This window comes from Streptomyces longhuiensis (genome assembly GCF_020616555.1).
In the GTDB taxonomy this organism is placed as follows: Bacteria; Actinomycetota; Actinomycetes; order Streptomycetales; family Streptomycetaceae; genus Streptomyces; species Streptomyces longhuiensis.
In genome coordinates, this window is record NZ_CP085173.1 from 5395183 (window position 1) to 5422122 (window position 26940).

The 26940-nt window shown below is 70.4% G+C and carries 27 protein-coding genes and 1 pseudogene; 13 read left to right on the forward strand and 15 right to left on the reverse strand.

Going from position 1 to position 26940, the window contains the following annotated elements; genetic code table 11:
* Positions 1-29: 29 nt before the first annotated feature.
* The 3 genes from LGI35_RS24980 to LGI35_RS24990 are packed head-to-tail and all read right to left on the reverse strand — an operon-like array spanning position 30 to position 1218.
* Positions 30-473 (reverse strand): SRPBCC family protein, encoded by a 444-nt coding sequence (locus tag LGI35_RS24980; protein WP_227296581.1) that lies wholly within the window; start codon positions 471-473, stop codon positions 30-32.
* Positions 470-826 carry an ArsR/SmtB family transcription factor gene (locus LGI35_RS24985; protein WP_227296582.1) on the reverse strand — a complete coding sequence of 119 codons (357 nt, stop codon included), beginning with the start codon at positions 824-826 and terminating at the stop codon, positions 470-472. Before LGI35_RS24985 ends, LGI35_RS24980 begins: the two co-directional genes overlap by 4 nt.
* A 5-nt stretch (positions 827-831) precedes the next feature.
* Positions 832-1218 carry a glyoxalase superfamily protein gene (locus tag LGI35_RS24990; protein WP_227296583.1) on the reverse strand — a complete coding sequence of 129 codons (387 nt, stop codon included), beginning with the start codon at positions 1216-1218 and terminating at the stop codon, positions 832-834.
* 160 nt (positions 1219-1378) lie between these two features.
* On the opposite strand from LGI35_RS24990, the gene LGI35_RS24995 reads away from it, so the two are divergent.
* The 4 genes from LGI35_RS24995 to LGI35_RS25010 all read left to right on the forward strand — a co-directional run bounded on the left by LGI35_RS24995 (position 1379) and on the right by LGI35_RS25010 (position 4406).
* Positions 1379-1915: a DinB family protein gene (locus LGI35_RS24995; protein WP_227296584.1), complete on the forward strand. Its 537-nt coding sequence runs from the start codon at positions 1379-1381 to the stop codon at positions 1913-1915.
* A gap of 18 nt (positions 1916-1933) precedes the next feature.
* A complete protein-coding gene (locus LGI35_RS25000; RefSeq protein WP_227296585.1) occupies positions 1934-2575 on the forward strand; it encodes a PadR family transcriptional regulator in 642 nt (213 codons plus the stop codon).
* Positions 2576-2661: 86 nt separating this feature from the next.
* Entirely contained in the window at positions 2662-3639 is a 978-nt protein-coding gene (locus LGI35_RS25005) for an ATP-binding cassette domain-containing protein (protein ID WP_227296586.1), read from the forward strand.
* Positions 3636-4406: an ABC transporter permease gene (locus tag LGI35_RS25010; RefSeq protein WP_227296587.1), complete on the forward strand. Its 771-nt coding sequence runs from the start codon at positions 3636-3638 to the stop codon at positions 4404-4406. The genes LGI35_RS25005 and LGI35_RS25010 overlap by 4 nt, the downstream gene beginning before the upstream one ends.
* Positions 4407-4479: 73 nt before the next feature.
* Here the strand turns inward: LGI35_RS25010 and gad are convergent, their stop codons facing one another.
* Together gad and LGI35_RS25020 are read right to left on the reverse strand one after the other, a co-directional pair.
* Positions 4480-5892 carry a glutamate decarboxylase gene (gad, locus tag LGI35_RS25015; RefSeq protein ID WP_227296588.1) on the reverse strand — a complete coding sequence of 471 codons (1413 nt, stop codon included), beginning with the start codon at positions 5890-5892 and terminating at the stop codon, positions 4480-4482.
* A gap of 107 nt (positions 5893-5999) precedes the next feature.
* Complete coding sequence (locus tag LGI35_RS25020) at positions 6000-7277, reverse strand: ion channel protein (RefSeq protein WP_423835718.1); 1278 nt, start codon at positions 7275-7277, stop codon at positions 6000-6002.
* 199 nt (positions 7278-7476) lie between these two features.
* On the opposite strand from LGI35_RS25020, the gene LGI35_RS25025 reads away from it, so the two are divergent.
* Positions 7477-8235: a MerR family transcriptional regulator gene (locus LGI35_RS25025; RefSeq protein WP_227300489.1), complete on the forward strand. Its 759-nt coding sequence runs from the start codon at positions 7477-7479 to the stop codon at positions 8233-8235.
* Between the two features lie 5 nt (positions 8236-8240).
* Here LGI35_RS25025 and LGI35_RS25030 read toward each other — a convergent pair whose 3' ends face one another.
* Positions 8241-8606: a YbjQ family protein gene (locus LGI35_RS25030; RefSeq protein ID WP_227296590.1), complete on the reverse strand. Its 366-nt coding sequence runs from the start codon at positions 8604-8606 to the stop codon at positions 8241-8243.
* A gap of 131 nt (positions 8607-8737) precedes the next feature.
* On the opposite strand from LGI35_RS25030, the pseudogene LGI35_RS25035 reads away from it, so the two are divergent.
* Positions 8738-9406, forward strand: a pseudogene (locus tag LGI35_RS25035) (DedA family protein); the annotation flags it as partial.
* A gap of 49 nt (positions 9407-9455) precedes the next feature.
* Here LGI35_RS25035 and LGI35_RS25040 read toward each other — a convergent pair.
* Both LGI35_RS25040 and LGI35_RS25045 read right to left on the reverse strand, forming a co-directional pair.
* A complete protein-coding gene (locus tag LGI35_RS25040) occupies positions 9456-11153 on the reverse strand; it encodes a threonine/serine exporter family protein (protein ID WP_376220744.1) in 1698 nt (565 codons plus the stop codon).
* 89 nt (positions 11154-11242) lie between these two features.
* Positions 11243-11734, reverse strand: coding sequence for an inorganic diphosphatase (locus LGI35_RS25045; protein WP_100597700.1), 492 nt, complete (start codon positions 11732-11734; stop codon positions 11243-11245).
* A 131-nt stretch (positions 11735-11865) separates the two neighbouring features.
* Here LGI35_RS25045 and dacB point away from each other — a divergent pair, with 131 nt between their 5' ends.
* The 6 genes from dacB to folE all read left to right on the forward strand — a co-directional run bounded on the left by dacB (position 11866) and on the right by folE (position 19299).
* Complete coding sequence (dacB, locus tag LGI35_RS25050; RefSeq protein ID WP_227296591.1) at positions 11866-13305, forward strand: D-alanyl-D-alanine carboxypeptidase/D-alanyl-D-alanine endopeptidase; 1440 nt, start codon at positions 11866-11868, stop codon at positions 13303-13305.
* A 115-nt stretch (positions 13306-13420) separates the two neighbouring features.
* Entirely contained in the window at positions 13421-14563 is a 1143-nt protein-coding gene (locus LGI35_RS25055; protein ID WP_227296592.1) for a zinc-dependent metalloprotease, read from the forward strand.
* A 215-nt stretch (positions 14564-14778) separates the two neighbouring features.
* Positions 14779-15801 (forward strand): tRNA lysidine(34) synthetase TilS, encoded by a 1023-nt coding sequence (gene tilS / locus LGI35_RS25060; RefSeq protein ID WP_227296593.1) that lies wholly within the window; start codon positions 14779-14781, stop codon positions 15799-15801.
* 45 nt (positions 15802-15846) lie between these two features.
* Positions 15847-16407 (forward strand): hypoxanthine phosphoribosyltransferase, encoded by a 561-nt coding sequence (gene hpt / locus LGI35_RS25065; protein WP_116511523.1) that lies wholly within the window; start codon positions 15847-15849, stop codon positions 16405-16407.
* Between the two features lie 197 nt (positions 16408-16604).
* Complete coding sequence (gene ftsH, locus LGI35_RS25070) at positions 16605-18614, forward strand: ATP-dependent zinc metalloprotease FtsH (protein ID WP_227296594.1); 2010 nt, start codon at positions 16605-16607, stop codon at positions 18612-18614.
* A 79-nt stretch (positions 18615-18693) separates the two neighbouring features.
* Positions 18694-19299, forward strand: coding sequence for a GTP cyclohydrolase I FolE (folE, locus tag LGI35_RS25075; RefSeq protein ID WP_227296595.1), 606 nt, complete (start codon positions 18694-18696; stop codon positions 19297-19299).
* 96 nt (positions 19300-19395) lie between these two features.
* Here the strand turns inward: folE and LGI35_RS25080 are convergent, their stop codons facing one another.
* From LGI35_RS25080 to LGI35_RS25105, 6 genes are all read right to left on the reverse strand, one after another.
* The gene (locus LGI35_RS25080; protein WP_227296596.1) at positions 19396-19884 is read right to left on the reverse strand and encodes a DUF3180 domain-containing protein; all 489 of its coding nucleotides are present in this window, start codon (positions 19882-19884) and stop codon (positions 19396-19398) included.
* 58 nt (positions 19885-19942) lie between these two features.
* Complete coding sequence (folK, locus tag LGI35_RS25085; RefSeq protein ID WP_227296597.1) at positions 19943-20554, reverse strand: 2-amino-4-hydroxy-6-hydroxymethyldihydropteridine diphosphokinase; 612 nt, start codon at positions 20552-20554, stop codon at positions 19943-19945.
* Entirely contained in the window at positions 20551-20910 is a 360-nt protein-coding gene (folB, locus tag LGI35_RS25090; protein ID WP_116511517.1) for a dihydroneopterin aldolase, read from the reverse strand. Before folB ends, folK begins: the two co-directional genes overlap by 4 nt.
* A gap of 215 nt (positions 20911-21125) precedes the next feature.
* Complete coding sequence (locus LGI35_RS25095) at positions 21126-21677, reverse strand: nuclear transport factor 2 family protein (protein WP_227296598.1); 552 nt, start codon at positions 21675-21677, stop codon at positions 21126-21128.
* The gene (gene folP / locus LGI35_RS25100; protein ID WP_227296599.1) at positions 21674-22537 is read right to left on the reverse strand and encodes a dihydropteroate synthase; all 864 of its coding nucleotides are present in this window, start codon (positions 22535-22537) and stop codon (positions 21674-21676) included. Before folP ends, LGI35_RS25095 begins: the two co-directional genes overlap by 4 nt.
* Before the next feature lie 60 nt (positions 22538-22597).
* On the reverse strand, positions 22598-24415 hold the full coding sequence (locus tag LGI35_RS25105) for a phosphatidylglycerol lysyltransferase domain-containing protein (RefSeq protein ID WP_227296600.1): 1818 nt from the start codon (positions 24413-24415) through the stop codon (positions 22598-22600).
* Positions 24416-24600: 185 nt separating this feature from the next.
* Between LGI35_RS25105 and LGI35_RS25110 the strand changes: the two genes are divergently transcribed.
* Positions 24601-25716 carry an alpha/beta hydrolase gene (locus LGI35_RS25110; protein ID WP_227296601.1) on the forward strand — a complete coding sequence of 372 codons (1116 nt, stop codon included), beginning with the start codon at positions 24601-24603 and terminating at the stop codon, positions 25714-25716.
* Positions 25717-25777: 61 nt separating this feature from the next.
* Here LGI35_RS25110 and LGI35_RS25115 read toward each other — a convergent pair whose 3' ends face one another.
* On the reverse strand, positions 25778-26926 hold the full coding sequence (locus tag LGI35_RS25115; RefSeq protein ID WP_227296602.1) for an ABC transporter ATP-binding protein: 1149 nt from the start codon (positions 26924-26926) through the stop codon (positions 25778-25780).
* Between the last annotated feature and the right edge of the window lie 14 nt (positions 26927-26940).

The window sequence follows — 26940 nt, forward strand, 5'->3', positions numbered from 1 at the left end:
ATGCACGTGCACGGGGGGTGTCCCCACGGTTACAGCTCTTCGAGCGTGTTCCCCAGCGCCCGCATGACATGCGAACGCCAGCCCCCGTCCATGATCTTCCGCGCCATCATCTGTGCCGGATCGTCCGGATCGAATCCGTCGTGCACTAGGAAGAGACGCGTGCCACGGCCTTCTGGCTCCAGGTTCCACGTAATGGTCCAGTCCGCAGAATTGGCCGGATCCCGGTCCTGCCACCGGACTCTGAGCGTCCGCTCCTCCTCGTACGCGAGGACCTCGACGTCGACGGTGCCGGAGAAGCCGGTGTTGGGCCGCGGCACGGTCGTCATCACGTACCGGTGGCCCACCTCGAGGCGGAAGTCCTCACTGCCCGGCATCAGCCACTGGGCGATCAGCTCGGGTTCGGTGAGGGCGCGCCAGACCTTGGCGGGCGGGTGGGGGAGGAACTGGTCGACGGTGATGCTCGTGAGGCTCATGACCCGTCATCGTCGGGCATGCGGTCGAGGAGTTCGGCGAGCCCCTTCAGCCGGCCGCGCCAGAACCGCTCGTACGGATGGAGCCAGTCCTGCACCTCGGCCAGGGGGGCGGCCTCCAGTCGGTAGATGCGCTGCCGTCCCGCGCGTTCCTCCGATACGAGACCGGCCTCGCGCAGCACCTTGAGGTGCTCCGAGAGGCTGGGCCGGCGCATCGCGAAGTGGTCGGCCAGGGCCTGGACGGGCTGTGGGCCCTCGTCCCTGAGGAGGCGGAGCACCTCGCGTCGTGTCCCGTTGGCGAGCGCGGCGAACAGCCGGTCCTGGCCGGCGGTGTCGGTCGCGCTCGTGGTCGCCATCGGTGTCAGAAGCCTTCCTTCTCCGTGATGAGCATCAGTGCGTTGCCGTCCGGGTCGCTGAAGGAGGCCATGCGCCCCCACGGCACGTCGTCGGGGCCGGTGACCTCGGCTCCGGCAGCGGTGAGCCTCGCGCAGTCGGCGTCGACGTCGGACGTCACCAACATGATCCCCCGAGCGGAACCCGGGGTGAAGTCCCCCATGCCCGGGCCGGCCAGCGTGAAGACGGTCTGCGCGCCGGCGGGTGCGACCTGGAGCCAGCGGCCCGGCGGCATCTCGCGGTCGGCGGTGACTTCGAAGCCGAGTACGTCGACGTAGAAGCGCAGGGCGCGGTCCTGGTCGGCGACGGGGAGGGTGATGAAGGAGGCGTGGGTGATGTTCGTGTGGCTGCTCATGCCGCGACTATAGGTAGGAATTTCCCTACGCGTCAAAGGTAGGAGAATTCCTACGTGACGCGTTCCCGGATGGTGCCGCTCGGGGGGGGCAGAAGTCGACCGCGATTCCTTCTACCTTCATCCGTACAGAGACTGCGGAACCGATGGAAGGCGGCCCACGATGGCGACTCAGGGGAACGCGGAGATCCGCGGCGACGAGCGCGGCACGCTCCTGATCTTTCTCGCCGGGCAGCGCGCCGCCGTCCGTCGGGCCGTGTTTGGGCTGACCGACGAGCAGGCCGCGGCGACGCCGAGCGCCAGCGCCCTGTCGCTGTCCGGGCTGGTCAAGCATGTTGCGGAGACCGAGCAGGGCTGGGTGGCGCGGGCTCGGCAGGTCGCGCCCGACCTGCAGCGCACCGCGGCGAACTGGGCCGACAGCTTCCGGCTCGTGGGCGACGAGTCCGTCGAGTCGGCGCTCGCCTACTGGGACAAGGTGGCGCTGGCCACCGAGGAGTTCGTCCGGTCGGTGCCGAGCCTCGACGACACGTTTCCGCTGCCCCGCCATCACTGGTCGCCGGACGAGGAAGAGGTGTCCGTGCGGTGGATGCTGCTCCATCTGATCCGGGAGGCGGCCCGGCACGCGGGGCACGCGGACATCATCCGTGAGTCCCTGGACGGGAAGACGGCGGACGAGCTGGTGGAGATGGCGCGGGAGTGACGTCCTACGCTGGGGCTCATGTCAGCGATCCGCCTCCTGGTCCTCGGGGCCGTACGCCAGCACGGCCGCGCGCATGGCTACCAGGTGCGCAACGACCTCGAGTACTGGGGCGCGCACGAGTGGTCGAACGCCAAGCCCGGGTCGATCTATCACGCGCTCAAGCAGATGGCGAAGCAGGGATTCCTCGTCGCGCACGAGATCGCGCCCTCCACGGCCGGCGGCCCGCCGCGCACCGAGTACGAGATCACGGACAAGGGCACCGAGGAGTTCCTCACGCTGCTGCGGGAGGCGCTCGTGGCGTACGACCAGAAGCCGGACATCCTCTCTGCCGCGCTCGGCTTCATCGTCGATCTGCCGCGGCAGGAGGCGGTGGAGCTGCTGCGCCGGCGCGTGGACGGCATCGAGGAGTGGCGGCGCGCGGTCACGGAGTACTACACCCCCGAGGACGGGCCCGAACGGCTCGGCCACATCGGCGAGATCATGAATTTCTGGGTGCACTCGGCCGACGCGGGCGCGGAGTGGACGCGGGGGCTGATCGGCCGGATCGAGGCCGGTGCGTACACGTTCGCGGGGGAGGGCGAGCCCTTTGTCGGGGTCCTCGCCGAGGGGCAGGAGAACCCCTACGCCACGGGTGAGCCGCATCCAGGGGATCCGCGTTAATCAAGTTTGACTAATGAGGAGGGCGGGGATACCTTTCCCGGCGTAGTCAAGTTTGATTACTGGGGGTTCTCGGTGGGAGGAGACGGATGGCCGACGCGATCATCGTCGAGGGCGTACGGAAGCGGTACGGGGACAGGTGGGCGCTGGACGGGCTCGACCTCGGGGTCGCCCGCGGCACCGTCCACGGGCTGCTCGGGCCGAACGGCGCGGGCAAGACGACGGCCGTCCGCACCATGACGACGCTGCTGCGGGCCGACGAGGGCCGGGTCGAGGTGGCGGGGTACGACGTGCGGCGGCAGGCGGGCGAGGTGCGGCGCCGCATCGGGCTCCTCGGTCAGCACGCGGCGGTGGACGAGGAGCTCGGCGGACGGCAGAACCTGGAGATGTTCGGACGCCTCCACCACCTGGGCGCCCGGCGCGCGCGGGAGCGGGCCGGCGAACTGCTCGAGCGCTTCGGCCTCGCTGAGACCGGGCGCAAGGCGGTCGGGCAGTACAGCGGGGGCATGCGGCGCCGGCTCGACCTGGCCGCCTCGCTCATCACGGACCCCGAGGTGCTCTTCCTGGACGAGCCGACGACGGGCCTCGATCCGCGTGGGCGCGCCGAGGTGTGGGGCGCGGTGCGCTCGCTGGTCGGGGGCGGTACGACGGTGCTGCTCACGACGCAGTATCTGGAGGAGGCCGACCAGCTCGCCGACCGCATCTCGGTCGTGGACCGGGGTCGGGTCGTCGCCGAGGGGACGGCCGACGAGCTGAAGGCGCGGCTCGGTGGTGACCGGATCGACGTCGTCGTGCGGGACGGTGCCCAACTGGACGTGGTGGCACGGCTGTTGCCGGACGGTGCCACGGTCGACGCGGACCGCCGGCTGGTCAGCGCGCCCGTCGCCGACCGTATGGCCGCGCTGACCGAGGCCGTGCGCGCGCTTCAGGACGCGGGTGTGGAGGCGGAGGACATCGCGGTGCGCAGGCCGACCCTGGACGAGGTGTTCCTGCATCTGACGGGACCGGGACAGAAGGACACGGCGGAGCGTGGGCACGTGGCGGACCGGTCGGAGGTGACCGCATGAGTACGCCGATGGGCTGGGCCGTCGCCGACTCCTGGACCATGACGCGGCGCGAGCTCGCGCACTGGGCGCGGCAGCCGACGCAGATCGTGGTGGGTCTCGTCTTCCCGGTGATGCTGCTGCTGATGTTCGGCTTCCTGATCGGCGGCGGCAAGGGTGTCCAGGGCGAGTACGTCGACTATCTGGTGCCGGGCATGCTCGCGCTCACGATGGCATTCGGGCTCGAAGCGACGATGCTGGCGGTGACGCAGGATCTCAACAAGGGCGTGATCGACCGGTTCAGGTCGATGCCGATGGTCAACGGAGCGGTGCTGGTGGGCCGTTCGGCCGCCGACATGCTGCAGTCGGCCGCCGCGCTCGCCGTGATGGCCGGCGTCGGTTACGCGATCGGCTGGCGTCCGCACGGTTCGACCGGGGCCCTCCTGGGCGCGCTCGGCCTGCTGCTCCTCTTCCGGTTCGCGATGCTGTGGATCGGCATCCACCTCGCGATGGTGGCGGGCAAGCCGGAGCTGGTGCAGGCCGTGCAGATCCTGGTCTGGCCGGTCGGATTCCTGTCCAACGCGCTCGCCGAGCCCGGCTCGATGCCCGGCTGGCTGGGCACGGTCGTCGAGTGGAACCCGATGTCGCACACGGCGACGGCCGTACGGGACCTGGTCGGCGGCCCCGGCGGGGAGCCGGGGCACCTGTGGGCCGCGGTGCTCTGGCCGCTCGCGCTGCTCGCTGTGTTCTTCCCGCTGGCGGTACGGAAGTTCGCGGCGCTCAGCAAGTAGGGATCGGCCTGTGCGGCGCCCAGCGAACACGGCTCAGCGAACACGGCTCAGCGGATGGGGCCCGTGAACGGTGTCAGTGGTGGAAGCTGGTCGCCGCGTCCTTGTCCCGGGTCAACGGGTGGGCCTGCTGGCGCAGTCCGGGCAGCAGCCGGTCGAGGTCGGCGAGGAAGAGCGCGGCCAGGTCCGCCGAGAAGCCGTTGCGGCACACCAGCCGCAGCACCGCCAGGTCCTGGCGGTGCGCGGGGAAAGTGTACGCGGGCACGAGCCAGCCGAATTCGCGCAGGCGGCGCGACACGTCGAAGACGTCGTACGCCTTCACCTCGGGTGCTGTCGTGAACGTGACGACGGGCAGTTGGTCGCCGCGCGTGATGAGCTGGAAGTCGCCGAGGGCCTCGATGCGTTCGGCGAGGCCACGGGCGACGTTCCGGGTCGACTGCTGGACCGCGCGGTAGCCCTCGCGGCCCAGGCGCAGGAACGTGTAGTACTGCGCGACGACCTGCGCGCCGGGACGGGAGAAGTTGAGGGCGAAGGTCGGCATGTCGCCGCCCAGGTAGTTGACCCGGAAGACCAGATCCTCCGGCAGGTCGTCCGCCGTGCGCCACAGGGCCCAGCCGACGCCGGGGTAGACGAGGCCGTACTTGTGGCCCGACGTGTTGATGGACGACACCCGCGGCAGGCGGAAGTCCCAGACCAAGTCGGGGTCGATGAAGGGCGCGATCATGCCCCCGGAGGCGCCGTCGACATGGACGGGGATGTCGAGGCCGGTCTTCTCCTGGAGGGTGTCGAGGGCGGCGCACAGCTCCTGGATCGGCTCGTACGAGCCGTCGAATGTCGAGCCGAGGATGCCCACGACGCCGATGGTGTTCTCGTCGCACAGCTCGGCGGCGGCCTGCGGGTCGATGTGGAAGCGGTCGCCGTCCATGGGGACCTGGCGCGCCTCGACCTCCCAGAAGTTGCAGAACTTCTCCCAGCAGACCTGCACATTGATGCCCATGACGAGGTTGGGGCGGGCGTGCTTGGACGGGTAGCGGTCGGCGTTCCGCTTCATCCAGCGGCGCTTGAGGGCCATCCCGGCGAGCATGCACGCCTCGCTCGACCCGGTGGTCGAACAGCCGACGGCGCCGTCCGGGTCGGGCGCGTTCCACAGCTGGGCGAGCATCGACACGCAGCGCCGCTCCAGCTCAGCGGTGCGCGGGTACTCGTCCTTGTCGATCATGTTCTTGTCGCGGCACTCGGCCATCAGGACGCCGGCCTGCGGTTCCATCCAGGTGGTGACGAACGTGGCCAGGTTGAGCCGTGCGTTGCCGTCGAGCATCAGCTCGTCGTGGACCAGCTGGTACGCCGTGGAGGGTGGCATGGGGTCGTCGGGCAGCCGGTGCTTGGGCGGGGCGTCGGTCATGCCGCCGACCGGATTGGCCTCGCCGTAGAAGGGGTTGACGGACATCGGGCGCTCGTCGTGCTGATGGGGACCGTGGTGCAGCGGCATCGTCGCGGGCTCCCTCGATACGGAGTCGTGGCCTCATCGCGAGGATACGGAGGAGTGCGGTGTACCGCCCGGCGAGACCGCTCGGCAGCGCCGGTCGGCGGTACCGGTCAGCGCACGGACGTGCCGTCGTCGCGCAGCTGCATCTGGGGGCGTCCGGTGACCAGGAGCCAGGCCGGCAGCGAGGCGATGCACAGCAGGGCGATGATCGCCGGGGACGAGACGAGGACGGCCGCGGTGAACAGGCTGATCCAGCCCTGCCGGGTGATGGCGAGCAGGATGCCGAGGACGCCCGCCGCGACGCCGACGGCGGGGTGCACGGCCGGCACGAGCGCGTGGGCGAGGAGGCCGAAGGCCGACCCGACGAAGACCGCGGGGAAGATCCGGCCGCCGCGGAAGCCGCAGGAGGCGGCGACCAGCAGGGCCGCCAGCTTCACCACCGTCATCAGGGCGAACTGGCCGGCCGACCAGCCGTCGGGGTCCCGGGCCAGCTCGGCGACCTCGTCGAGGCCCTTGAAGAGCGTGAGATGTCCGCCGAGCGCGCCGAGCAGACCGAGCACGAGCCCGCCCGCGGGCAGCATCAGCATGGGGTGCTTGAGGCGTCCGAACGCGGCGTGCGTGTGGGGGAAGGCGTAGACGGCCGCCATGCCGAGGACCGCGGCCACGGAGGCGATCACCACGGAGGCGAGAAGGTCGCCCCCGTCCGGCCGGGGGACGGAGGGCAGGCCGAGGTCGAAGGTGGGGTGTGCGACGAGGGCCGTGGTCATCGCGCCGGTGGCGGCCGCGGTGAGCGGCGCGAACAGGGCGTCCCACAGCGAGCCCCTGATCTCCCTGCCCGCGAGGGCCTCGGAGATGACGAGGGCGGCGGCGACGGGCGTGCCGAACAGCGCGCCGAGGGTCGCCGCCTCGGCCAGCGAGACCCACAGCGCGGGGGGTACGACCGGCAGGACCTTCGCGCCGAGCCAGAACACGAGGGCGATGTTGGCGGCGATGATCGGGTTCTCGGGGCCGAGGCTGGGCCCGCCGGCCAGCATCAGCGCGGTCGCGACGAGCAGCCCGGGCAGCAGATACGGCGGCAGTGGCGCGCTCGCGAGCCCGATGGTGGCTGGGTCGGGGCCCGCGTGACCGGGCGCTTTCCAGACGACGAGGCCCACGAGGATGCCGGTCGCGGTCAGCATGACGATCATCCAGAGCGAGGAGTACCCGCCGATGCCGAGCGCGTCAGGCAGGTCGTTCCACAGCACGTGCTGGAGCTTCTCGGCGAACTCGCTCACGCCGAGGAACAGCAGGCTGCACGCGACGCCCACGACGAGCGCGGGGGCGACCAGCGGCAGCAACGTCCGTGCCGGGGTGGTCTCCTGGGGCGCGGCCTGCTCGTCGGTACTCACCGGCACACCATAAGCGGACGAAAGCCGCGTAACACCCGGAAGAAATGCCGCTTGCACCTCACGTGACGTGAGGCTGCACGCTGGGACCCGTACCGAAGAAGGCATGGGCACGGGCGCCGACACAGGCGCCGACACAGGCGCCGGCAAGCGCACCGGCAAAGACGCCGGCAACGACACCGACAGGGAGAGGGGCGGAGCCGTGAGTTACTCCGTGGGGCAGGTCGCCGGGTTCGCCGGCGTCACGGTGCGCACGTTGCACCACTACGACGAGATCGGGCTGCTCGCGCCGGTCGGGCGCAGCCACGCGGGGCACCGGCGCTACAGCGACGCCGACCTGGACCGGCTCCAGCAGATCCTGTTCTACCGGGAGCTCGGCTTCCCCCTCGACGAGGTCGCGGCTCTTCTCGACGACCCGGAGGCGGACCCGCGCGCGCATCTGCGCCGCCAGTACGAGCTGCTGACCGCCCGGATCGGGAAGCTCCAGAAGATGGCCGCCGCCGTCCGAACCGCCATGGAGGCACGCAAGATGGGTATCGATCTCACGCCCGAGGAGAAGTTCGAGGTCTTCGGCGACCACGACCCCGAGCAGTACGCCGACGAGGTCCAGGAGCGCTGGGGCCACACCGACGCCTACGCCGAGTCGCAGCGCAAGGCCGCCTCCTACACCAAGGAGGACTGGCTGCGGATCAAGGAGGCGAACGACGACTGGATGCGCCGCCTCATCGCCGTCATGGACTCGGGCGAGGAGCCCGGGTCCGGGGCCGCGATGGACCTCGCGGAGGAGCACCGGCAGCAGATCTGCCGGTTCCACTACGAGTGCACCTACGAGATCCAGACCGCTCTCGGTGAGATGTTCGTCGCGGACGAGCGCTACCGGCGCAACCTCGACAAGGACCGGGAGGGCGTGGCCGCCTTCCTGCGGGAGGCGATCCTCGCCAACGCCGTACGCAACGTGTAGCCGCCCTACAGCGGCGCGATCACCACGGCCGTGCCGTACGCGCACACCTCGGTGCCCACGTCCGCCGTCTCGGTGACGTCGAAGCGGAACATCAGCACCCCGTTGGCGCCGCGGGAGCGGGCTTGCTCGACGAGCCGCTCCATCGCCTGGTTGCGGGTCTCCACCAGCGTCTTGGTGAGGCCCTTCAGCTCGCCGCCGATCATCGATTTGAGGCCGGCGCCGATCTGGCTGCCCAGGTGCCTGGAGCGCACGGTGAGGCCGAAGACCTCGCCGATCACCTTCTCCACCCGGTAGCCCGGCACGTCGTTCGTGGTGACGACGAGCACATCCGTCCGCGCATTCTGGCCGCCGCCGAAGTCTTCGATACCCATACGCATAGGTTTGCCACAGTTGACGCACAGTGCATCCTGAGGGGGGCGCTGGAACCTGGTGCCGTCATCCTGCGTTGATAACTTTGCACCGCCATTGCCCTCGCTTCACCACCCCTCAGGAGTCCGGAACCGTGACGACGCTTGCTCTCGGACCAAGCTGGCTGGACCCGGACCACCTGCTCAACACGTTCGGCATCTGGGGCCTGCTCCTGATCGTGTTCGCGGAGTCCGGCCTGCTCATCGGCTTCTTCCTGCCGGGCGACTCCCTGCTGTTCACCTGCGGACTGCTGATCACCGCCGGCACGCTGGACTTCCCCCTGTGGGGCGCCGTCGGCCTGATCTGCGTCGCCGCGATCCTCGGTGACCAGGCGGGTTATCTGTTCGGCAAGAAGGTCGGCCCCTCGCTGTTCAACCGCCCGGACTCCCGCCTCTTCAAGCAGGAGAACGTGGTCAAGGCCCACGAGTTCTTCGAGAAGTACGGCCCGAAGTCCCTGGTCCTGGCCCGCTTCGTGCCCATCGTCCGCACGTTCACGCCGATCATCGCGGGCGTCAGCGGCATGAAGTACCGCTCGTTCATCACGTTCAACATCATCGGCGGCGTGCTCTGGGGCGCGGGCGTCACGCTCCTCGGCTCCTGGCTGGGCAACATCGAGTTCGTCCACAAGAACATCGAGGCGATCCTGATCCTGATCGTCCTCGTCTCGGTGGTCCCCATCGCGATCGAGTTCCTGAGGGCGCGCAGCAAGTCGAAGAAGGCCGAGGCGGCGATGCCCCAGCCGCAGACGCCGCCGCAGGGCCAGCGCGGCCGCCACGCGAAGCGCTAGACCACCAGGGCGCTTTCGCGGTGCCCTAGAACCCTCGGGTCCGCTTCGCCGCCCGGCGCCCCGCAGCGCCGGGCGAGCGCAGGAACAGCCGCGCGATCTCGGACCCGAGGTTCACCCCGATCGCGATGGCCATGGCGAGAGCCGCCGCCTTCGTCAGCGACACCAGACCCGCGTCCACGTCGTTCTGCGCGATGGCCAGCAGCCCGAAGTACGTCGCGGAACCCGGCAGCAGCGGCCCGATCGCCGCCGTCACGTACGGCAGCGCGGAGGCGAACCGGTAGCGCGAGAAGAGCTGCCCGAACAGGCCGACGAGCCCGGCCGCCGCCGCCGTCGAGGCGACCGGCGAGATCCCGCCGACGACGTGCATGGCCCCGTACACGACCCACGCCACACCGCCGTTCAGCGTCACCGCGAGCACGGTGGAGCGTTCCTGCTGGAGCAGGACGGCGAAGGCGAGCGAGAGCGCCATCGAGGCCGCGATCTGCCAGTAGGGGCGGTCGATGACCTGAAGGGCCGCCTCCGGGTTCAGCTGCGCGTGCAGCTGCACGCCGAGATACAGCACGACCAGGACGCCGACGACGATGCCGACGAAGAAGTACATGACTTCGAGCAGGCGCGCGGCCGCGGTGATGTAGTAGCCGGTCAGGCCGTCCTGCACACCCGCCACGAGGGCCCGCCCCGGCAGCAGCGCGAACAGCCCACCGGTGATCACCGCGGAGGCGCGTACGTCCACGAGGTTGTGCGCGAGGGTCAGCAGGATCCCTATGGCGGCGGGCGGCATCGCGGCGACGGTGAACTGGTAGAACTCCGGCAGCCCGCGGCCCGCGCACAGCCAGGCCAGCCGGTCGCCGAGGATCGCGCCGAGCGCCGCCGCGACGAAGACGATGAGGTCACCGCCGACGAGGATCGAGGCGCCGCCCGCGAGGAGCCCGGTGGCCGCGGAGAGCACCCAGCCGGGGTAGGGGTGGCGGTTGCGGCGGATCTCGGCGAGCCGCCGGTAGGCCTCCTCCAGGGAGACGTCGACCTCTTCGTCGCTGATGTCGTACACCAGCTGGAACACGGCCGCGAGGCGCGTGTAGTCGGTGCCGCGCCGCCGCACGGTCCGTGACGCGGTCACCGGGTCGTCGACCAGTGACGGCTGGTACGAGATCGAGAGCAGTGTGAACGTCACCGTCGGCTCGCACCGGTCGAGGCCGTAGGAGCGGCACACGGCGAACATCGCCGCCTCCACGTCCTCGGCGCCCTCACCGCCCGCGAGGAGCAGCTCGCCGATACGCAGGGTCAGGTCGAGGACGCGCGGAACGGCCGGGCCCTCGTCGTCGTGCTTCTGCACGGGCTCGGCCGCGGGGCGCTCGGCCACCGGCATGCGCAGCATCGTGCGCATCCGGTCCTGCCAGGGCGCCTCCTTGGTCAGCTTGACCATGGGGATGCCGTGCGCGGGTGTGAACGCGGGCGGCGCCTGCCGGGAGCTGTAGGTCTGCGGGGGCGTGAAGGCCGAACCGCTGGTGTCGGCGGGTGCGGCGGCCAGGGTGCTGAGACCGTCGGGGAGGGCGAACTCGGATGTCGTCTGCGATTCGTCCTGCTCGGGTGCCGGCGTCTGCGACACCACCCCGGGAGGCGGGGTGAAGGCGCTGCGCGCCTCGTCCGACTGCGGTTTGCGGTCTTCGGCCGCCTCCGGCTCCCGCTCCGTCACCAACTCGCCCTTCGTACGACCCTTGCGCACCTCCCGGTACGCCTCAGTATGAGCACAGATACGCGAACGGGCCGCCCCACCCCCGGAGGAGTCGGACGGCCCGTGCGTGGCGGGGGAGGTCAGTGACCGCCCTCGTCCTTGAAGCGCTTGTAGGACCGCTCGATCTCGGCCTCGGCCTCGGTGCGGCCGACCCAGTCGGCGCCCTCGACGGACTTGCCGGGCTCCAGGTCCTTGTAGACCTCGAAGAAGTGCTGGATCTCCAGGCGGTCGAACTCGGACACGTGGTGAATGTCGCGCAGGTGCTCCACGCGGGGGTCCGAGGCGGGGACGCACAGCAGCTTGTCGTCGCCGCCGGCCTCGTCCGTCATGCGGAACATGCCGATGGCGCGGCACTTGATGAGGCAGCCGGGGAAGGTCGGCTCCTCCAGGATGACCAGCGCGTCCAGCGGGTCCCCGTCCTCACCGAGCGTGTTCTCGACGAATCCGTAGTCGGCCGGGTAGCTGGTCGAGGTGAAGAGTCGACGGTCCAGGCGGATCCGACCGGTCTCGTGGTCCACCTCGTACTTGTTCCGCGAACCCTTCGGAATCTCGATCGTGACGTCGAACTCCACCGGTGGCTCCTCCATGATCAACACATACGACTGGTGATTAAGTGTCCCTCACGCAGGTGTGTGATCGCGAAAGGGGCTGGTCCGTGGTGCCCGAGCTCAAGGCTTCGCAGGCAGTTTCACAGGCAGTGAAGATGCTTACGAAGGTCAAGACCTGGCAGCTCACGGCGGGCGCTGCCACCCTGGGCCTGGCGCTCTCGGCCGTGGCGGTGGCCTCGGCCGGTCCGTGGGACTCCAGCGGTCAGCGTACGGCGGAGGCGCGCCGAGCTGTGTCCCAGGAGGCCGGGGGTGGCACAGATCACGGCCGCGACGGGCGCTCCGACGAGCCGGACGCCGCCCCGAGTGCCCGTGCCGTCCTCACGGCGGCGGGCGCCTCGGCCCCCGGCCCCACCAAGGGTGCGCTCGCCGACGTGCTCGACCCTCTCCTGAACGACCCGGCCCTCGGCAAGCGGCGCACCGCGGCCGTCGTCGACGCGGCCACCGGCGAGCGGCTGTACGGCAAGAGCTCCGGCGACGCCCTGACGCCCGCGTCGACCACCAAGCTCGCCACCGCGGTCGCCGCCCTGTCGATGCCGGGATCCGACCACCGCATCGACACGAAGACCGTCATCGAGCCCGACTCGTCGGCGCACGAGGTCGTCCTCGTCGGCGGCGGAGACCCCACGCTCACCGCCCGCAAGGACGCCGGGGCGAACGCGAGCCTGCGCGCCCTCGCCGACGCCACCGCCAAGGAACTCAAGGCCCGGGACACGGACGAGATCACGCTCTCGTACGACACCTCGCTCTACTCGGGGCCGCCCCTGCACCCCATCGGGCCCAACGAGAACATCGCGCCGGTCAGCGCCCTCATGGCCGACGAGGCGCGCATGGACGACTCGTCGAGCGGCCCGGCGCCCCGCGAGTCCGACCCGGCCGCCGCCGCCGCGCGGAAGTTCGCGGATCTGCTGCACGACCGCGGCATCAGGACGAAGGGCGAGCCGGGCCCGCGCAAGGCGTCGGGCGACGCCGAGAAACTGGCCGAGGTGTCGTCGCCGCCCGTGTCGGCCCTGGTCGAGCGCATGCTGACGCACAGTGACAACGACATCGCGGAGGCCCTGGCCCGCCAGGTGGCGCTCGCCACGGACGAGGCCGCGAGCTTCGACGGCGGGGGCGCGGCGATCCGCAAGGAGCTGGACAAGCTCCGACTCCCGCTCTCCGGAAGCCACTTCGCGGACGGCAGCGGCCTCGACCGCGCCGACAAGGTCTCCGCCGACCTGCTCACCCAGGTCCTCGCGCACGCCGTCGAACGAGAGCGCCCCGGGCTGCGTCCCGTCCTCACCGGACTGCCCGTCGCCGGCTTCACGGGCACGCTGAGCAAGCGGTACACCGACGAGGCCGACGCGGCGGGCATCGGTCTCGTACGGGCCAAGACCGGCACGCTGACCGGGGTGAACACGCTGGCCGGCACGGTCGTCGACGCGGACGGGCGGCTCCTGGTCTTCGCGTTCATGACGGACGGCACCGTGAACCCGGGACAGGCCCAGGCGGCCCTGGACCGCCTCGCGTCGACGGTCGCGAACTGCGGCTGCCGCTGACCCGCCCCGCACCCCGGCCCCGCCCGTCCCGGCCGTGTCCCCTAAGGGGAACAACCGGGGCGCCGTCCGGGGCCAAGCCCCTGTGCACCAGGACCCGAGCACGTACGGTTGACGCATGACGAGCATCGGTGGTGCTTCTGGGATGGTCGACTGGAATCTCGCGGTGGCGACCGCGACCCGACTCGTGCGGCCGGGGCCGGAGGTGACCCGGGACGAGGCGCGGGCGATCGTCTCGGAGCTGCGCCGGCACGCCAAGGCCTCCGAGGAACACGTCCGCGGCTTCACGCGGATGGCCACCGAGGAGGCGCACGACACGCCCGTCCTCGTCGTCGACCGCCCCGGCTGGGTCCGGGCGAACGTGGCGGGGTTCAGGGAGCTCCTCAAGCCCCTCCTGGACAAGATGGAGGAGCGGCGCGGCTCCGGCCCCGGCGGAGCCGTCCTCGGCGCCGTCGGCGGCAAGGTCACGGGCGTCGAGCTCGGCATGCTGCTGTCGTTCCTGTCCTCCCGCGTCCTCGGGCAGTACGAGACCTTCGCCCCCGCCACGCGGGACCTGCCGGCCGCGCCGAACGGCGGCGGAAGACTCCTCCTCGTCGCGCCGAACATCGTGCACGTGGAGCGCGAACTCGATGTGGATCCGCACGACTTCAGGCTCTGGGTGTGCCTGCACGAGGAGACGCACCGCACGCAGTTCACGGCCGTGCCCTGGCTGCGTGACCACCTCGAGGGCGAGATCCAGTCATTCCTCGCCGAGACCGACGTCGACCCGATGACGTTCCTGGAGCGCATCCGGGAGGCGGCCCAGTCCCTGGCGGGCGCACGCCCCGAGGGCGAGCAGGGCGAGGGCGACGACGGGGGCCGCTCCCTGGTCGAGCTCGTGCAGTCCCCGGCCCAGCGCGAGATCCTCGCCCGGCTCACCGCCGTGATGTCACTGCTCGAAGGGCACGCGGACTTCGTGATGGACGGGGTCGGGCCCGCGGTGGTGCCGTCGGTGGCCGAGATCAGGGAGAAGTTCAAGGAGCGCCGTCAGAAGGGCGCGTCCCGCCTGGACCTGGCGCTGCGCAAGCTCCTGGGCCTCGACGCGAAGCTGCGCCAGTACCGCGACGGCGAGCGGTTCGTCAGGGCCGTGGTGAACGAGGTGGGTATGGACGGATTCAATCGCGTATGGACATCTCCGAACACGCTCCCCACCAAGGCGGAGATCGCCAAACCGGCGGACTGGGTCGCGCGGGTGCACCGCAAGTCGGAGGGTGCACCGTAAGGCAGGGTCGTGAAACAAATACGGCCAACGGCAGGAGAACGCCCCTGTAATCACCCATCCGAGGGACCGTGGGCCGTGGGTAGGCGTGCAATGCTCGGGGAATGGCTCGGCTCTGTCACGATCGACACACTCTGAGTGACTGAAATCACCGAGTCGCTGTTGAGTGACTAGTCCGAGCCACACCCCCACCGAAAACTTCATGAAGGGAACCGGACATGGGTCCCCATCCTGCGGTCGCGGCGATACGCCTGGCGGTCCGCCGCGTACTCCACGACGTACTCAACGAACACAGCGCCCCCCATTCGGTGCCGCACGCCCGGCGCACCCCGCCCCTGGTGCTTGTCGCCTGCTCCGGCGGTGCCGACTCCATGGCGCTCGCCTCGGCCCTCGCCTTCGAGGCCCCCAAGCTCGGCATCCGCGCCGGTGGTGTGACGGTCGACCACGGTCTGCAGCCCGGCTCCGATCTCCGCGCCGCCGAAGTCGTCGCGCGGCTCACCGCCCTGCGCCTCGACCCCGTCGAGTCCGCGGCCGTGCACGTCGGCCGCGACGGCGGGCCCGAGGCCGCCGCGAGGGACGCCAGATACGCCGCGCTCGACGCCGCAGCGGACCGGCACGGCGCCGCCGCGATCCTGCTCGGCCACACCCGCGACGATCAGGCGGAGACGGTCCTGCTCGGCCTCGCCCGCGGCTCCGGCATCCGCTCCCTGTCCGGAATGGCCGCGACCTCGGGGGTCGACGGCCGTTACCGCAGGCCCTTCCTCCACGTCGACCGCCAGACCGCCCGCAAGGCGTGCATGGCCCAGTCGCTGCCCGTCTGGGACGACCCGCACAACACGGATCCGGCGTACACGCGCTCCCGGCTGCGCCACGAGGGGCTGCCCGCCCTGGAGAAGGCGCTCGGCAAGGGCGTCGTCGAGGCGCTCGCCCGTACGGCCCAGTTGTCCCGTGACGACGCCGACGCCCTGGACACGTGGGCCGCGCAGGCCGAAGCCCTGGTGCGGGACCCCGCGGGCCTCCTGGAGTGCGCCAAGCTCTACGCGCTGCCGCCCGCCGTACGCCGCCGTGTACTGCGCCGCGCGGCCATCGAGGCCGGTGCCCCGGCGGGTTCTCTGTTCGCCCGGCACATCGAAGAGGTCGACCGTCTGATCACCGGTTGGCGCGGCCAGGGGGAGATCAACCTCCCCGGCAAGGTCGTGGCTCAGCGGCAGGGTGGCAGACTGGTCATCCGGCAAGGCTGACGAGGGGCGCGAGTCCTTCAGCGGCCGGTGGGACGACCGAAAGTGATGCGGGTGGACGCGAAAGACATGGGCACCGACCTTCAGTCGGTGCTCATCACCAAGGAAGAGATCGACGCGAAGCTGGCCGAGCTGGCCGCGAAGATCGATGCGGAATACGCGGGCAAGGACCTGCTGATCGTCGGTGTCCTCAAGGGCGCCGTGATGGTCATGGCGGACCTGGCGCGTGCGCTGTCCACCCCCGTCACGATGGACTGGATGGCGGTGTCCTCGTACGGCGCGGGCACCCAGTCGTCCGGCGTCGTGCGGATCCTCAAGGACCTCGACACCGACATCAAGGGCAAGCACGTCCTGATCGTCGAGGACATCATCGACTCCGGCCTCACGCTGTCGTGGCTGCTCACCAACCTCGGCACCCGCGAGCCCGCGAGCCTCGAGGTCTGCACGCTGCTGCGCAAGCCGGAGGCGGCGAAGGTGGCCATCGACGTGAAGTGGACCGGGTTCGAGATCCCGAACGAGTTCGTCGTCGGGTACGGCCTGGACTACGCGGAGAAGTACCGGAACCTGCCGTTCGTCGGCACTCTGGCTCCCCACGTCTACGGCGGCTGACCGGCCGCCGAAGCCATGTGAGACGGTCGGGAACCCCTGCGGGTTCCCCGCCGTTGGAGCATGCGTGGGCGAGATTCCCAGCCGTCCCCTGCGGCTTCGGGTGACAATGCTGGGGTACCGTCCGAAGAACAGTCTTCAAAACAGCCTTTATCAAACTCACTATGGCAGGAGGGACGGGGCGGCATCGCTCCGTATGGATGGACGTGAAGCGATACTTCCGTGGGCCGGTCATGTGGATCGTGCTGGCCGTCCTTGCCGTGGTCGTGTTGATGCAGGTCGTCGGTTCGTCCGGTGGCTACAAGACAGTGGACACCGGCCAGGTCATTCAGGCCATCGACGACAACAAGGTGCAGTCGGCCAAGCTGACCACCGGCGACGAAAACAACATCAAGGTCGAGCTCAAGGACGGCCAGAAGGTCCAGGGCAGCAGCAAGATCCAGGCGAGCTACATCGGCGACCAGGGCGTCGAGGTGGCCAAGGATCTGCAGGCCAAGTTCGAGGACAAGCAGATTCCCGACGGGTACACCGTCGCTCCGACGAAGCAGAACGCCTTCGTGGGGATCCTGCTCTCCCTGCTCCCCTTCGTCCTGATCGTCGTCGTCTTCCTGTTCCTGATGAATCAGATGCAGGGCGGCGGCTCCCGAGTCATGCAGTTCGGGAAGTCCAAGGCGAAGCTCATCACCAAGGACACCCCGAAGACGACGTTCGCCGATGTGGCGGGCTCGGACGAGGCCGTCGAGGAGCTCCACGAGATCAAGGAGTTCCTCCAGGAGCCGGCGAAGTTCCAGGCCGTCGGCGCCAAGATCCCCAAGGGTGTGCTGCTCTACGGCCCGCCCGGAACCGGTAAGACGCTGCTCGCGCGCGCCGTTGCCGGTGAGGCGGGGGTTCCCTTCTACTCGATCTCGGGTTCCGACTTCGTCGAGATGTTCGTCGGTGTCGGTGCCTCCCGAGTCCGTGACCTGTTCGAGCAGGCCAAGGCGAACGCCCCGGCGATCGTCTTCGTCGACGAGATCGACGCTGTCGGCCGGCACCGCGGTGCGGGTCTCGGCGGCGGTCACGACGAGCGCGAGCAGACGCTCAACCAGCTGCTCGTCGAGATGGACGGCTTCGACGTGAAGGGCGGCGTCATCCTGATCGCCGCCACGAACCGGCCCGACATCCTCGACCCGGCACTGCTGCGCCCGGGACGTTTCGACCGGCAGATCGCGGTCGACCGCCCGGACATGCAGGGCCGTCTGGAGATCCTCAAGGTTCACCAGAAGGGCAAGCCGGTCGCACCCGATGTCGACCTGTCCGCCGTCGCCCGGCGTACCCCGGGCTTCACCGGCGCCGATCTGGCGAACGTGCTGAACGAAGCGGCGCTCCTCACGGCGCGCAGCGACCTCAAGCTCGTCGACAACTCGATGCTGGACGAGGCGATCGACCGTGTGGTGGCGGGCCCGCAGAAGCGGACCCGGATCATGTCCGACAAGGAGAAGAAGATCACCGCGTACCACGAGGGCGGACACGCCCTGGTCGCGGCGGCTTCGCCCAACTCCGACCCGGTGCACAAGATCACGATCCTGTCCCGTGGACGGGCCCTCGGTTACACGATGGTCCTGCCCGACGAGGACAAGTACTCCACCACGCGCAACGAGATGCTCGACCAGCTCGCCTACATGCTGGGCGGGCGCGCGGCCGAGGAGCTGGTCTTCCACGACCCGACCACGGGCGCGGCGAACGACATCGAGAAGGCGACCGCGACCGCGCGGGCCATGGTCACGCAGTACGGCATGACCGAGCGGCTCGGCGCGATCAAGTTCGGCGGCGACAACACCGAGCCGTTCCTCGGCCGGGAGATGGCGCACCAACGCGACTACTCGGAAGAGGTCGCCGCGCTCGTCGACGAAGAGGTCAAGAAGCTCATCGAGACCGCGCACAACGAGGCCTGGGAGATCCTCGTCGAGAACCGAGACGTTCTCGACAACCTGGTCCTCGCGCTCCTGGAGAAGGAGACGCTGAACAAGGAGCAGATCGCCGAGATCTTCGCTCCGATCGTGAAGCGCCCGGCCCGCCCCGCGTGGACCGGCTCCTCCCGCCGCACCCCCTCGACCCGCCCGCCGGTGCTCTCCCCCAGGGAGCTGTCGCTGACGAACGGTTCGAACGGCACGGCAACGGGCGTCGAGTCCGGGCTGGACATCGCTCCTACGGACAGCCCCGAGGCCTGATCACCCCGGAATGGATAACCGCGTCCCCCACGCCTTACGGTGTGGGGGACGCGGTTCTTTGTTCAAGGAAGAGGCACAGATGACCGACCCGGTGACGCTGGACGGCGGGGGACCGATCGGCGAGTTCGACGAGAAGCGGGCCGAGAACGCCGTGCGTGAGCTGCTGTTCGCGGTCGGTGAGGACCCGGACCGCGAGGGCCTCAAGGAGACGCCGGCGCGGGTGGCCCGGGCGTACAAGGAGATATTCGCGGGCCTGTGGCAGAAGCCCGAGGACGTCCTCACGACGACCTTCGACCTCGGTCACGACGAGATGGTCCTGGTGAAGGACATCGAGGTCCAGAGCAGCTGTGAGCACCATCTGGTGCCGTTCGTCGGTGTCGCCCACGTCGGCTACATCCCGTCGCACGACGGCAAGATCACCGGTCTGTCGAAGCTGGCCCGCCTCGTGGACGTCTACGCCCGGCGCCCGCAGGTCCAGGAGCGCCTGACCACGCAGATCGCCGACTCCCTGATGGAGATCCTGGAGCCGCGCGGCGTGATCGTGGTCGTCGAGTGCGAGCACATGTGCATGACGATGCGCGGGGTGCGCAAGCAGGGCGCGAAGACCATCACGTCCGCGGTGCGCGGCCAGCTGCGCGACCCGGCGACGCGCAATGAGGCGATGAGCCTGATCATCGCGCGCTGAGCCCTCGCGGTCACGCGGCAGGCACGAGGCCGGCACGTCGCGGGTCCCTGATGGCCCGCGGGCGCTCGGTGGGCCCTCGGCTGGTCAGGCCACGGGTCAGGCCGCCGGTGCGGCCCCGCCGTGGTTCTCGTCGTCGTCCTCCGGGAGCTTGCAGACGCGCTCCAGGAAGAGGGCGGCCGCTATTACGGCGATGCCGGCGAGAACCGAGAAACCGGCGTAGATCGCCTGGTCGCGGCGGGCGGGGACGTCGAGGTGCTCGAGCAGGAAGGCGCCCGTGCCGCCGTACAACCCGGCGACCAGGGCGGCGACCAGGGCGCTGGCCTGGCCGAAGACGAGGGCGCGGGCCGCCATCAGCGGGTCGACGCCCTTGGCGCCGGGACGCCGCTCGCGCTGGGCGCGCAGCCGGGCCCGGATGGAGAGCGCGGTCGCCAGCAGGATGACGGCGATCACGGCGAGGACGATCGGCGCCGCCAGCGGGACCCTCGGCAGCGTGCCGATCGAGTCCCACAGGCGGGCGGCCGCCCAGCTCAGTACACCGGCGACGAGGAAGAGGCCGGCCAGCGTCCTGATGCGCAGTTGCTTCATTCCGGTGGTCGCCCCTCAGTCCCCGCGCTGTCTTCGTGTGCCCGCATGACCCTAACGACTATTCGGGCAGCTGGAGTTCCAGGTCGGCGCGCGGCGCGACACCTTCGCGGGTGACCGCGGCGAGCAGCTCGGCCACCGGCCCGTGACCGGGCAGCTGTGCCTCCGGCTCCACGTCGAACCAGGGCGCGAGGACGAAGGCCCGCTGGTGTGCGCGCGGGTGGGGCAGCGTGAGGACGGGGTCGTCGGAGACGACGTCGGCGTACGCGACGATGTCGACGTCGATCGTGCGGGCGCCCCAGCGCTCTTCACGGACGCGGTGGAAGGCCTCTTCGACGGCGTGCGCCCGCTCCAGGAGGGACGACGGGGGAAGGGTCGTGCGGAGCACGATGACCGCGTTGAAGTACGCGGGCTGGCTGCCCGGTTCGACGCCCCACGGCTCGGTCTCGTAGACGGGCGAGACGGCCTTCACCCGGACGCCGGGGGTGTCCTCCAGCGCGTCGATGGCGCCCTGGAGCGTCTCGAGGCGGTTCCCCAGGTTCGAGCCGAGGGCGACCACCGCGCGTTTGGGGTTGGAGAGCGTGGTGTCGGCCGCGTCCACCTGTTCCACCACGGAGGCGGGCACCGGCTGTACGGTCGGGTCGCTGGGGCCCTCGGTGAAAGATGCAGTCATACTCGGCTCCGGGTGATGGTGACGGTCACATCGTCGAAGGGGACGGTGATCGGGGCGTCCGGCTTGTGGACGCAGACCTCGACCTCCAGGACTCCTTCGTGCTTCAGGCACGTCCCGGCGATGCGCTCGGCGAGCGTCTCGATGAGATCGACCGGATCGCCTTCGACGACGGCCACGACCTCCTCCGCCACGATGCCGTAGTGCACGGTCTTCGCCAGGTCGTCGTCGGCCGCGGCCGCGCGTGTGTCCAGTCCGAGCACCAGGTCAACGATGAAGGTCTGGCCTTCCTCGCGCTCCTTGGGGAAGACGCCATGGTGCCCGCGGGCCTTGAGGCCGCGCAGCGCGACACGATCCACGCGAATCACTCCTGCAATCGTCGGTAGCGGCGGGTTCGTACCGAGTGCGGTCGGCACACCAGCCTCGATCGAATCTACCTGCGAGCACCGACAGCGTTCGCCCGCGGGGGCTATGGACAGGGCGGCTCATGGCTGGTAGCCGCGCCCCTACCCACCAGCGCGCTCCGGCAATCACGTGGGGGCCACGTGGACCCGCCCACCCCGTCAGGAGCCGCTCAGGAGGGCGTCTCGTCGCTTTCCTCGTCGGCGTCGCCCTCGGTCTCGGACTCGGCGAGTACGGGCGACGCGTGATGCGACCACAGTTTCCAGCCGTCACGTGTGCGACGGAACACATTCGTGGCCACGACGCGCTGGCCGACGAGCGGGCCGAGTTCGTCGCCCTCCTCGGGGGCCGGGCCGCCGCTGAGGATGTTCTCGGTGCAGGTGATCAGAGCCGTGTCGGCGACGATGCTGATGTGCACGTCCGTGAGGAAGAACTGGATGTACTCGGTGTTCGCCATGATCAGCGCGTACGAGCGCAGGACCTCGCCGCGGCCGGTGAGCACGGGCCAGCCGGGGTGCACGCAGCTGATGGACGTGTCCTCGACCTCGTCGGAGTCCTCGCTGTACGAGACGTCCTCGGGGGCGAGCCAGAGCGCCGTCAGAAGTTCGAAGTCGCCCTGCTCCAGTGCCTCGTAGAAGGCGCGGTTGGCGCGCTCCACGGCCTCTGCGTCGGTGCGCCGGGCTGCCGCACCGCGCGGCTCGTCGGGCTCCCTCGGTGGGGTCACTGGGCTCCCTCTACGGCGCGGGCGACGCGCACCGCGTCCGCCGTGGCGCGGACCTCGTGGACGCGGACCGCCCAGGCGCCCTGATGGGCCGCGATCGCGGAGACGGCGGTCGTGGCGGCGTCGCGCTCTCGGGCCGGGGGCGGGGCGCCCTGGTCGCCGGCCAGCACATGGCCGAGGAACCGCTTGCGGGAGGCGGCGACCAGCAGGGGGTGGCCGAGCGCGCGCAGCTCCTCCAGGTGGGCCAGGAGCTTCAGGTCGTGGGCGGCCTCCTTGGAGAAGCCGAGGCCCGGGTCGACGACGATGCGCTCGGGGGCGATGCCGCCCTCGATGACGGCCTCCACGCGCGCGTGGAGCTCGGCGACGACTTCGGAGACCACGTCCTCGTACGTGCCCTTGACGTTGCCGCCCTCCAGGAAGCCGCGCCAGTGCATGACGACGAAGGGGGCGCCCGCCGCGGCGACGACGGGGATCATCGCCGGGTCGGCGAGGCCGCCGCTGACGTCGTTGACGAGGGAGGCGCCGGCCGCCAGGGAGCGCTCGGCCACGGAGGCGCGCATCGTGTCGACGGACACGGCGACGCCCTCGGAGGACAGGCCCTGCACGACGGGGATGACGCGCTTGAGCTCCTCGTCCTCGTCGACGCGGGTGGCGCCGGGGCGGGTCGACTCGCCGCCGACGTCGATGAGGTCGGCGCCCTGTGCGACCAGGTCGAGGCCGTGTTTCACGGCGGCCGTCGTGTCGAACCAGCGGCCCCCGTCGGAGAAGGAATCGGGCGTCACATTGACGACTCCCATGACCGCGCATCGGTCCCATTCGGGAAGGCCTGTGACGTGGCCGCGACGGCCCTGCGACGTGCTCATGCCTTCCAGCCTAGGCCCGGCGGCCCGGTGGCCGTGCCACGGCGGGATACGGGACCGGCCTCAGGCGGCCCGTACCCCGCGCGGACCGCCGTCGGGCGCGCCGTCGTGGGCGCAGGGCCGGGGCGCGGCCGTACGCCACCGCAGAACGCGCGGCATGCCGAGGTTCACGAAGCCCTCCGCCTGCATGGCGGCGAAGCCGATCCGGGGCAGGTCGCGCGGGGAGCGGTAGATCACGAAGCGGGGCTCCCAGCGCGGCCGGAACTTCGCGTTGAACCGGTACAGCGACTCGATCTGGAACCAGCGGGACAGAAAGACGAGCAGCCCGCGCCAGGCCCGCAGGACCGGGCCCGCGCCGATCTTCTCGCCGCGCGCGAGGGCGGCGCGGAACATCGCGAAGTTCAGCGAGATCCGTGTGATGCCGAGCTCCGGGGCGGCCTGGAGGGCGGCCACGATGAGGAGTTCGTTCATGCCGGGGTCGGCGGCGCGGTCGCGGCGCATCAGGTCGAGGGAGACACCGTCGGCGCCCCAGGGAACGAAGTGGAGTACGGCCTTCAGGTCGCCGTGGGGGCCGGCCGGGTCGTCGGTCTTGTGGGCCGTGGCGACCAGGCAGTCGCCGTCCGCGGCGTCGCCGATGCGGTCGAGCGCCATGGAGAAGCCGCGTTCGGTGTCGGTGCCGCGCCAGTCGTCGGCGGCGCGTCTGATCCGCTCCAGCTCCTGGTCGCCGAGGTCACGGATGCGCCGCACCCGGGTCTCGTAGCCATTGCGCTCGATCCTCTTGACCATCTGGCGTACGTTGCGCATCGCACGCCCGGCCAGGGAGAAATCCGTGGTGTCCACCACCGCCTCGTCGCCCAGTTCGAGTGCGTCGAGGCCGGTCTCGCGGGTCCAGACCTCGCCGCCCGTCTCCGAGCAGCCCATGACGGCCGGGGTCCACGAGTGGGCCTTGGCCTCGTCCATGAACCGCTCGATGGCTCCGGGCCACGCCTCCACGTCCCCGACGGGGTCGCCGCTCGCGAGCATCACGCCGGACACGACGCGGTAGCAGACGGCCGCCTTGCCGCTGGGCGAGAACACGACCCCCTTGTCGCGGCGGAGCGCGAAGTGGCCGAGGGAGTCGCGGGCGCCGTGCTTGTCCAGGAGGGAGCGCAGGCGTGCCTCGTCGTCCTCGGTGAGGCGTGCGGCCGGGTGTTCGGGGCGGAACGCCAGATAGATGGTCGTCAGCGCGGTGAGCAGGCCGAGCGCACCGAGCGAGCAGGCCACGGTCCAGGAGGTGCGGCCCGCGTAGTCGACGGGCCCGTCCATGCCGAACAGGCCGTACAGGACGTGTTCCAGACGGTCGGACAGGCTCGGGTCGCCCACCACCTTCTTCGGGTGGGCGCTCACGACGACGAGGCCGATGACGATGGAACCGGCGCCCATGAGCACGAAGTTCGCCAGCGCCCGCCAGCGGCTGCGCGGGTCGGGCAGCGCCGCGAACTCACTCCGGTGGCGCAGCAGCATCGTGAGCAGTACGAGCGGGATCAGCACGCCGAGCAGGGAGTGCCGGTACGCGAACTGCGCGAGCGCGCCCAGGGGCAGGAGCACCACGGCCGCGCGCCAGGCCCGCCGCTTCCGGCGGCGCAGTCCGTGCGCGAGGAGGAGCAGCAGGACGCCCGTACTGAGGGCGAGTGCGGCCGCGAACGGGCCGAGGGCTCCGGGCAGGACCTCGGCCAGCGCGTACATGCGGCTGTGCCGGAACCGGGGGAAGACGCCCGCCGCGATGTCGAGGAGTCCGACGAGGATGCAGGCGCGGGCGATCAGGGTGGGGACGGCCTCGGGCCGGGGGCCCCGCAGTATCCGGCGAAGATGTTGCGTTCTGCCCGGAACCCCGCCCGACATATCGGCATCTATCCTGACAGACATCGCATCCCGTAGTTCCGCGAGAGGGCTCGAAGCCGGTGCCATTTCCGGCATCCGGTCACATTGCGCCCTCTAGGACGGGACTTGTGGGAGGCGGGTTCACTCGGCCAGGTAAACCGGCGGAAAAGGTTCAGAAGCCAGAAAGCGCAGGCGGTTGGAGCACGATGGGTCTCACGAGCAGCAAGGTCCTTGCGCTTTCGGTCTTACTGGCCGTGCTCCTCTTCGCCGGCACGGTCTGGCTGTGGCCACGCCTGGCGGGCCGCACCTGGGGCTCCGTCGCCGGGCGGGTGGGCCTGCTGCTCGCCACGCAGCTCGCGCTGTTCCTCTCGGTCGGACTCGGTGCCAACCAGGCGTTCGGGTTCTACGCCACGTGGGACGACCTCCTCGGGCGGGAGCAGGGCCAGGGCGTGGTCACCGACCTCGGCGCGGTGCGCACCCGGGGGCCCCTTCAGGTGGTCGGCACGCGGTACGTGAACGTGCCGGGCGGCTCACGGCCCAAGGTCGGCGGCCAGATCCAGAAGGTCGACATCGTCGGGAAGCGGTCGCACATCGCCACGTCCGCGTACGTCTATCTGCCGCCCGAGTACTTCAGGCACCACTTCAGGGACCACACGTTCCCCGCCTCGGTCGTCCTCACCGGCTACCCCGGCACCGCCGAGGCGCTCTTCAAGGGACTTCGCTACCCGACCACCGCCCACGAGCAGGCCAGGGCGGGCGCGATGCGGCCGATGATCCTGGTGATGATGCGCCCGACCGTGGCGCCGCCGAGGGACACGGAGTGCGTGGACGTGCCGGGCGGCCCGCAGACGGAGACGTTCTTCGCCCGTGACCTGCCCCAGATCATCTCGGCCCACTACAGGGTCAACAGGAAGCACGGCGGCTGGGGCATCGTGGGCGACTCCACGGGCGGCTACTGCGCCCTGAAACTCGCCATGCACCACCCTCGGGTCTACGGCGCGGGGGCGGGCCTGTCCGCGTACTACAAGGCGCCCGTCGACCCCACCACGGGCGACCTCTTCCACGGCGACGAGGCACTGGAGCGGCGCGCCGACCTGCTGTGGACCCTGGAGCACAGGAGGCCGCCCGCCACGTCACTGCTGGTCACCACGAGCAAGCGCGGCGAGAGCAACTACGGGAACACGATGAGGTTCATCCGCAAGGTGAAGCCGCCCACCGGTATCTCCTCGATCGTCCTGGACAGCGGCGGCCACAACTTCAACACCTGGCGCCGGGAGATCCCGGCCACGCTGGTGTGGGTGAGCGCGCGCATCACGGCGTAGAGGCTGGGGGCTGGTAGGGCTCGGGGGCTTCGTGGGCCCACGCTCCGGGGCTCACGAACCCTCAGGCTCCCGTCACCGTCTCCAGTTCGACCTCCGCGCGCGGGATGTCCCGGGCGTCCGCCGCCGTCGAGCGGCGCAGCGCCTCGTGCAGCCGCGCGGGGGTGAGGACGCCGAGGAAGCGGCCCTCGCTGTGCTCGTCGATGACGGCGATCCAGCCCGCGTCGTGCTGGAGCATCGTGGCGAACGCCTGCTTGAGGGAGGCGCCGACCGGCAGCCACGCCTCCATGCGGCGGGCGTGCTCGCGGACCGTGCCGCCGTGCACGCGCGCGTGCTCCGCGGAGATCCAGCCGTGCAGGTTGTTGTCGCCGTCGAGGACCACCGCCCAGGGGGCGTCGAGCTTCGCCGGCAGCGGGTCGTCGAGATGCACGACCGGCGGCTGCTCCAGGTCGCTCTCCTCGATGGGCGTCACTGACAGGCGCTTGAGGCCACGGTCCGCGCCGACGAAGTCGGCCACGTACTCGGTCGCGGGCGCGCCGAGGACGGTCGACGGGGTGTCGAACTGCTCGATCCGGCCCTGCCCGTACACGGCGATCCGGTCGCCGAGCCGGACGGCCTCCTCGATGTCGTGGGTGACGAACAGGACCGTCTTGCGCACGGCCTGCTGGAGGCGCAGGAACTCGTTCTGCAGGTGTTCGCGCACGACCGGGTCGACCGCGCCGAACGGCTCGTCCATCAGGAGTACGGGCGGATCCGCCGCCAACGCCCTTGCCACACCGACGCGTTGGCGCTGCCCGCCGGAGAGCTGGTCGGGGTAGCGGTCGCCGAAGGTGCGCGGGTCGAGTCCGACGAGGTCGAGGAGTTCGGCGGCGCGCTCGCGGGCCTTGGCGCGCTTGGCGCCGAGGAGGTGCGGGACGGTCGCCGTGTTGTCGAGGACCGTCTTGTGCGGGAAGAGGCCGACCTGCTGGATCACATAGCCGATGCGGCGCCGGAGTCGGACCGGGTCGATGCCGGATATGTCGTCGCCGTCGAGGAGTATCCGGCCCTCGCTCGGTTCGATGAGCCGGTTGACCATCTTCATCGTGGTGGTCTTGCCACAGCCCGACGGGCCGACGAGCGTGACGAGTTCCCCCTCGTTCACCTCGAAGGACAGGTCGTCGACGGCCGTTGTCCCGTCGGCGTAGCGCTTGGTGACGTGCTCGAACCGGATCATGGGTCCCCATTGTG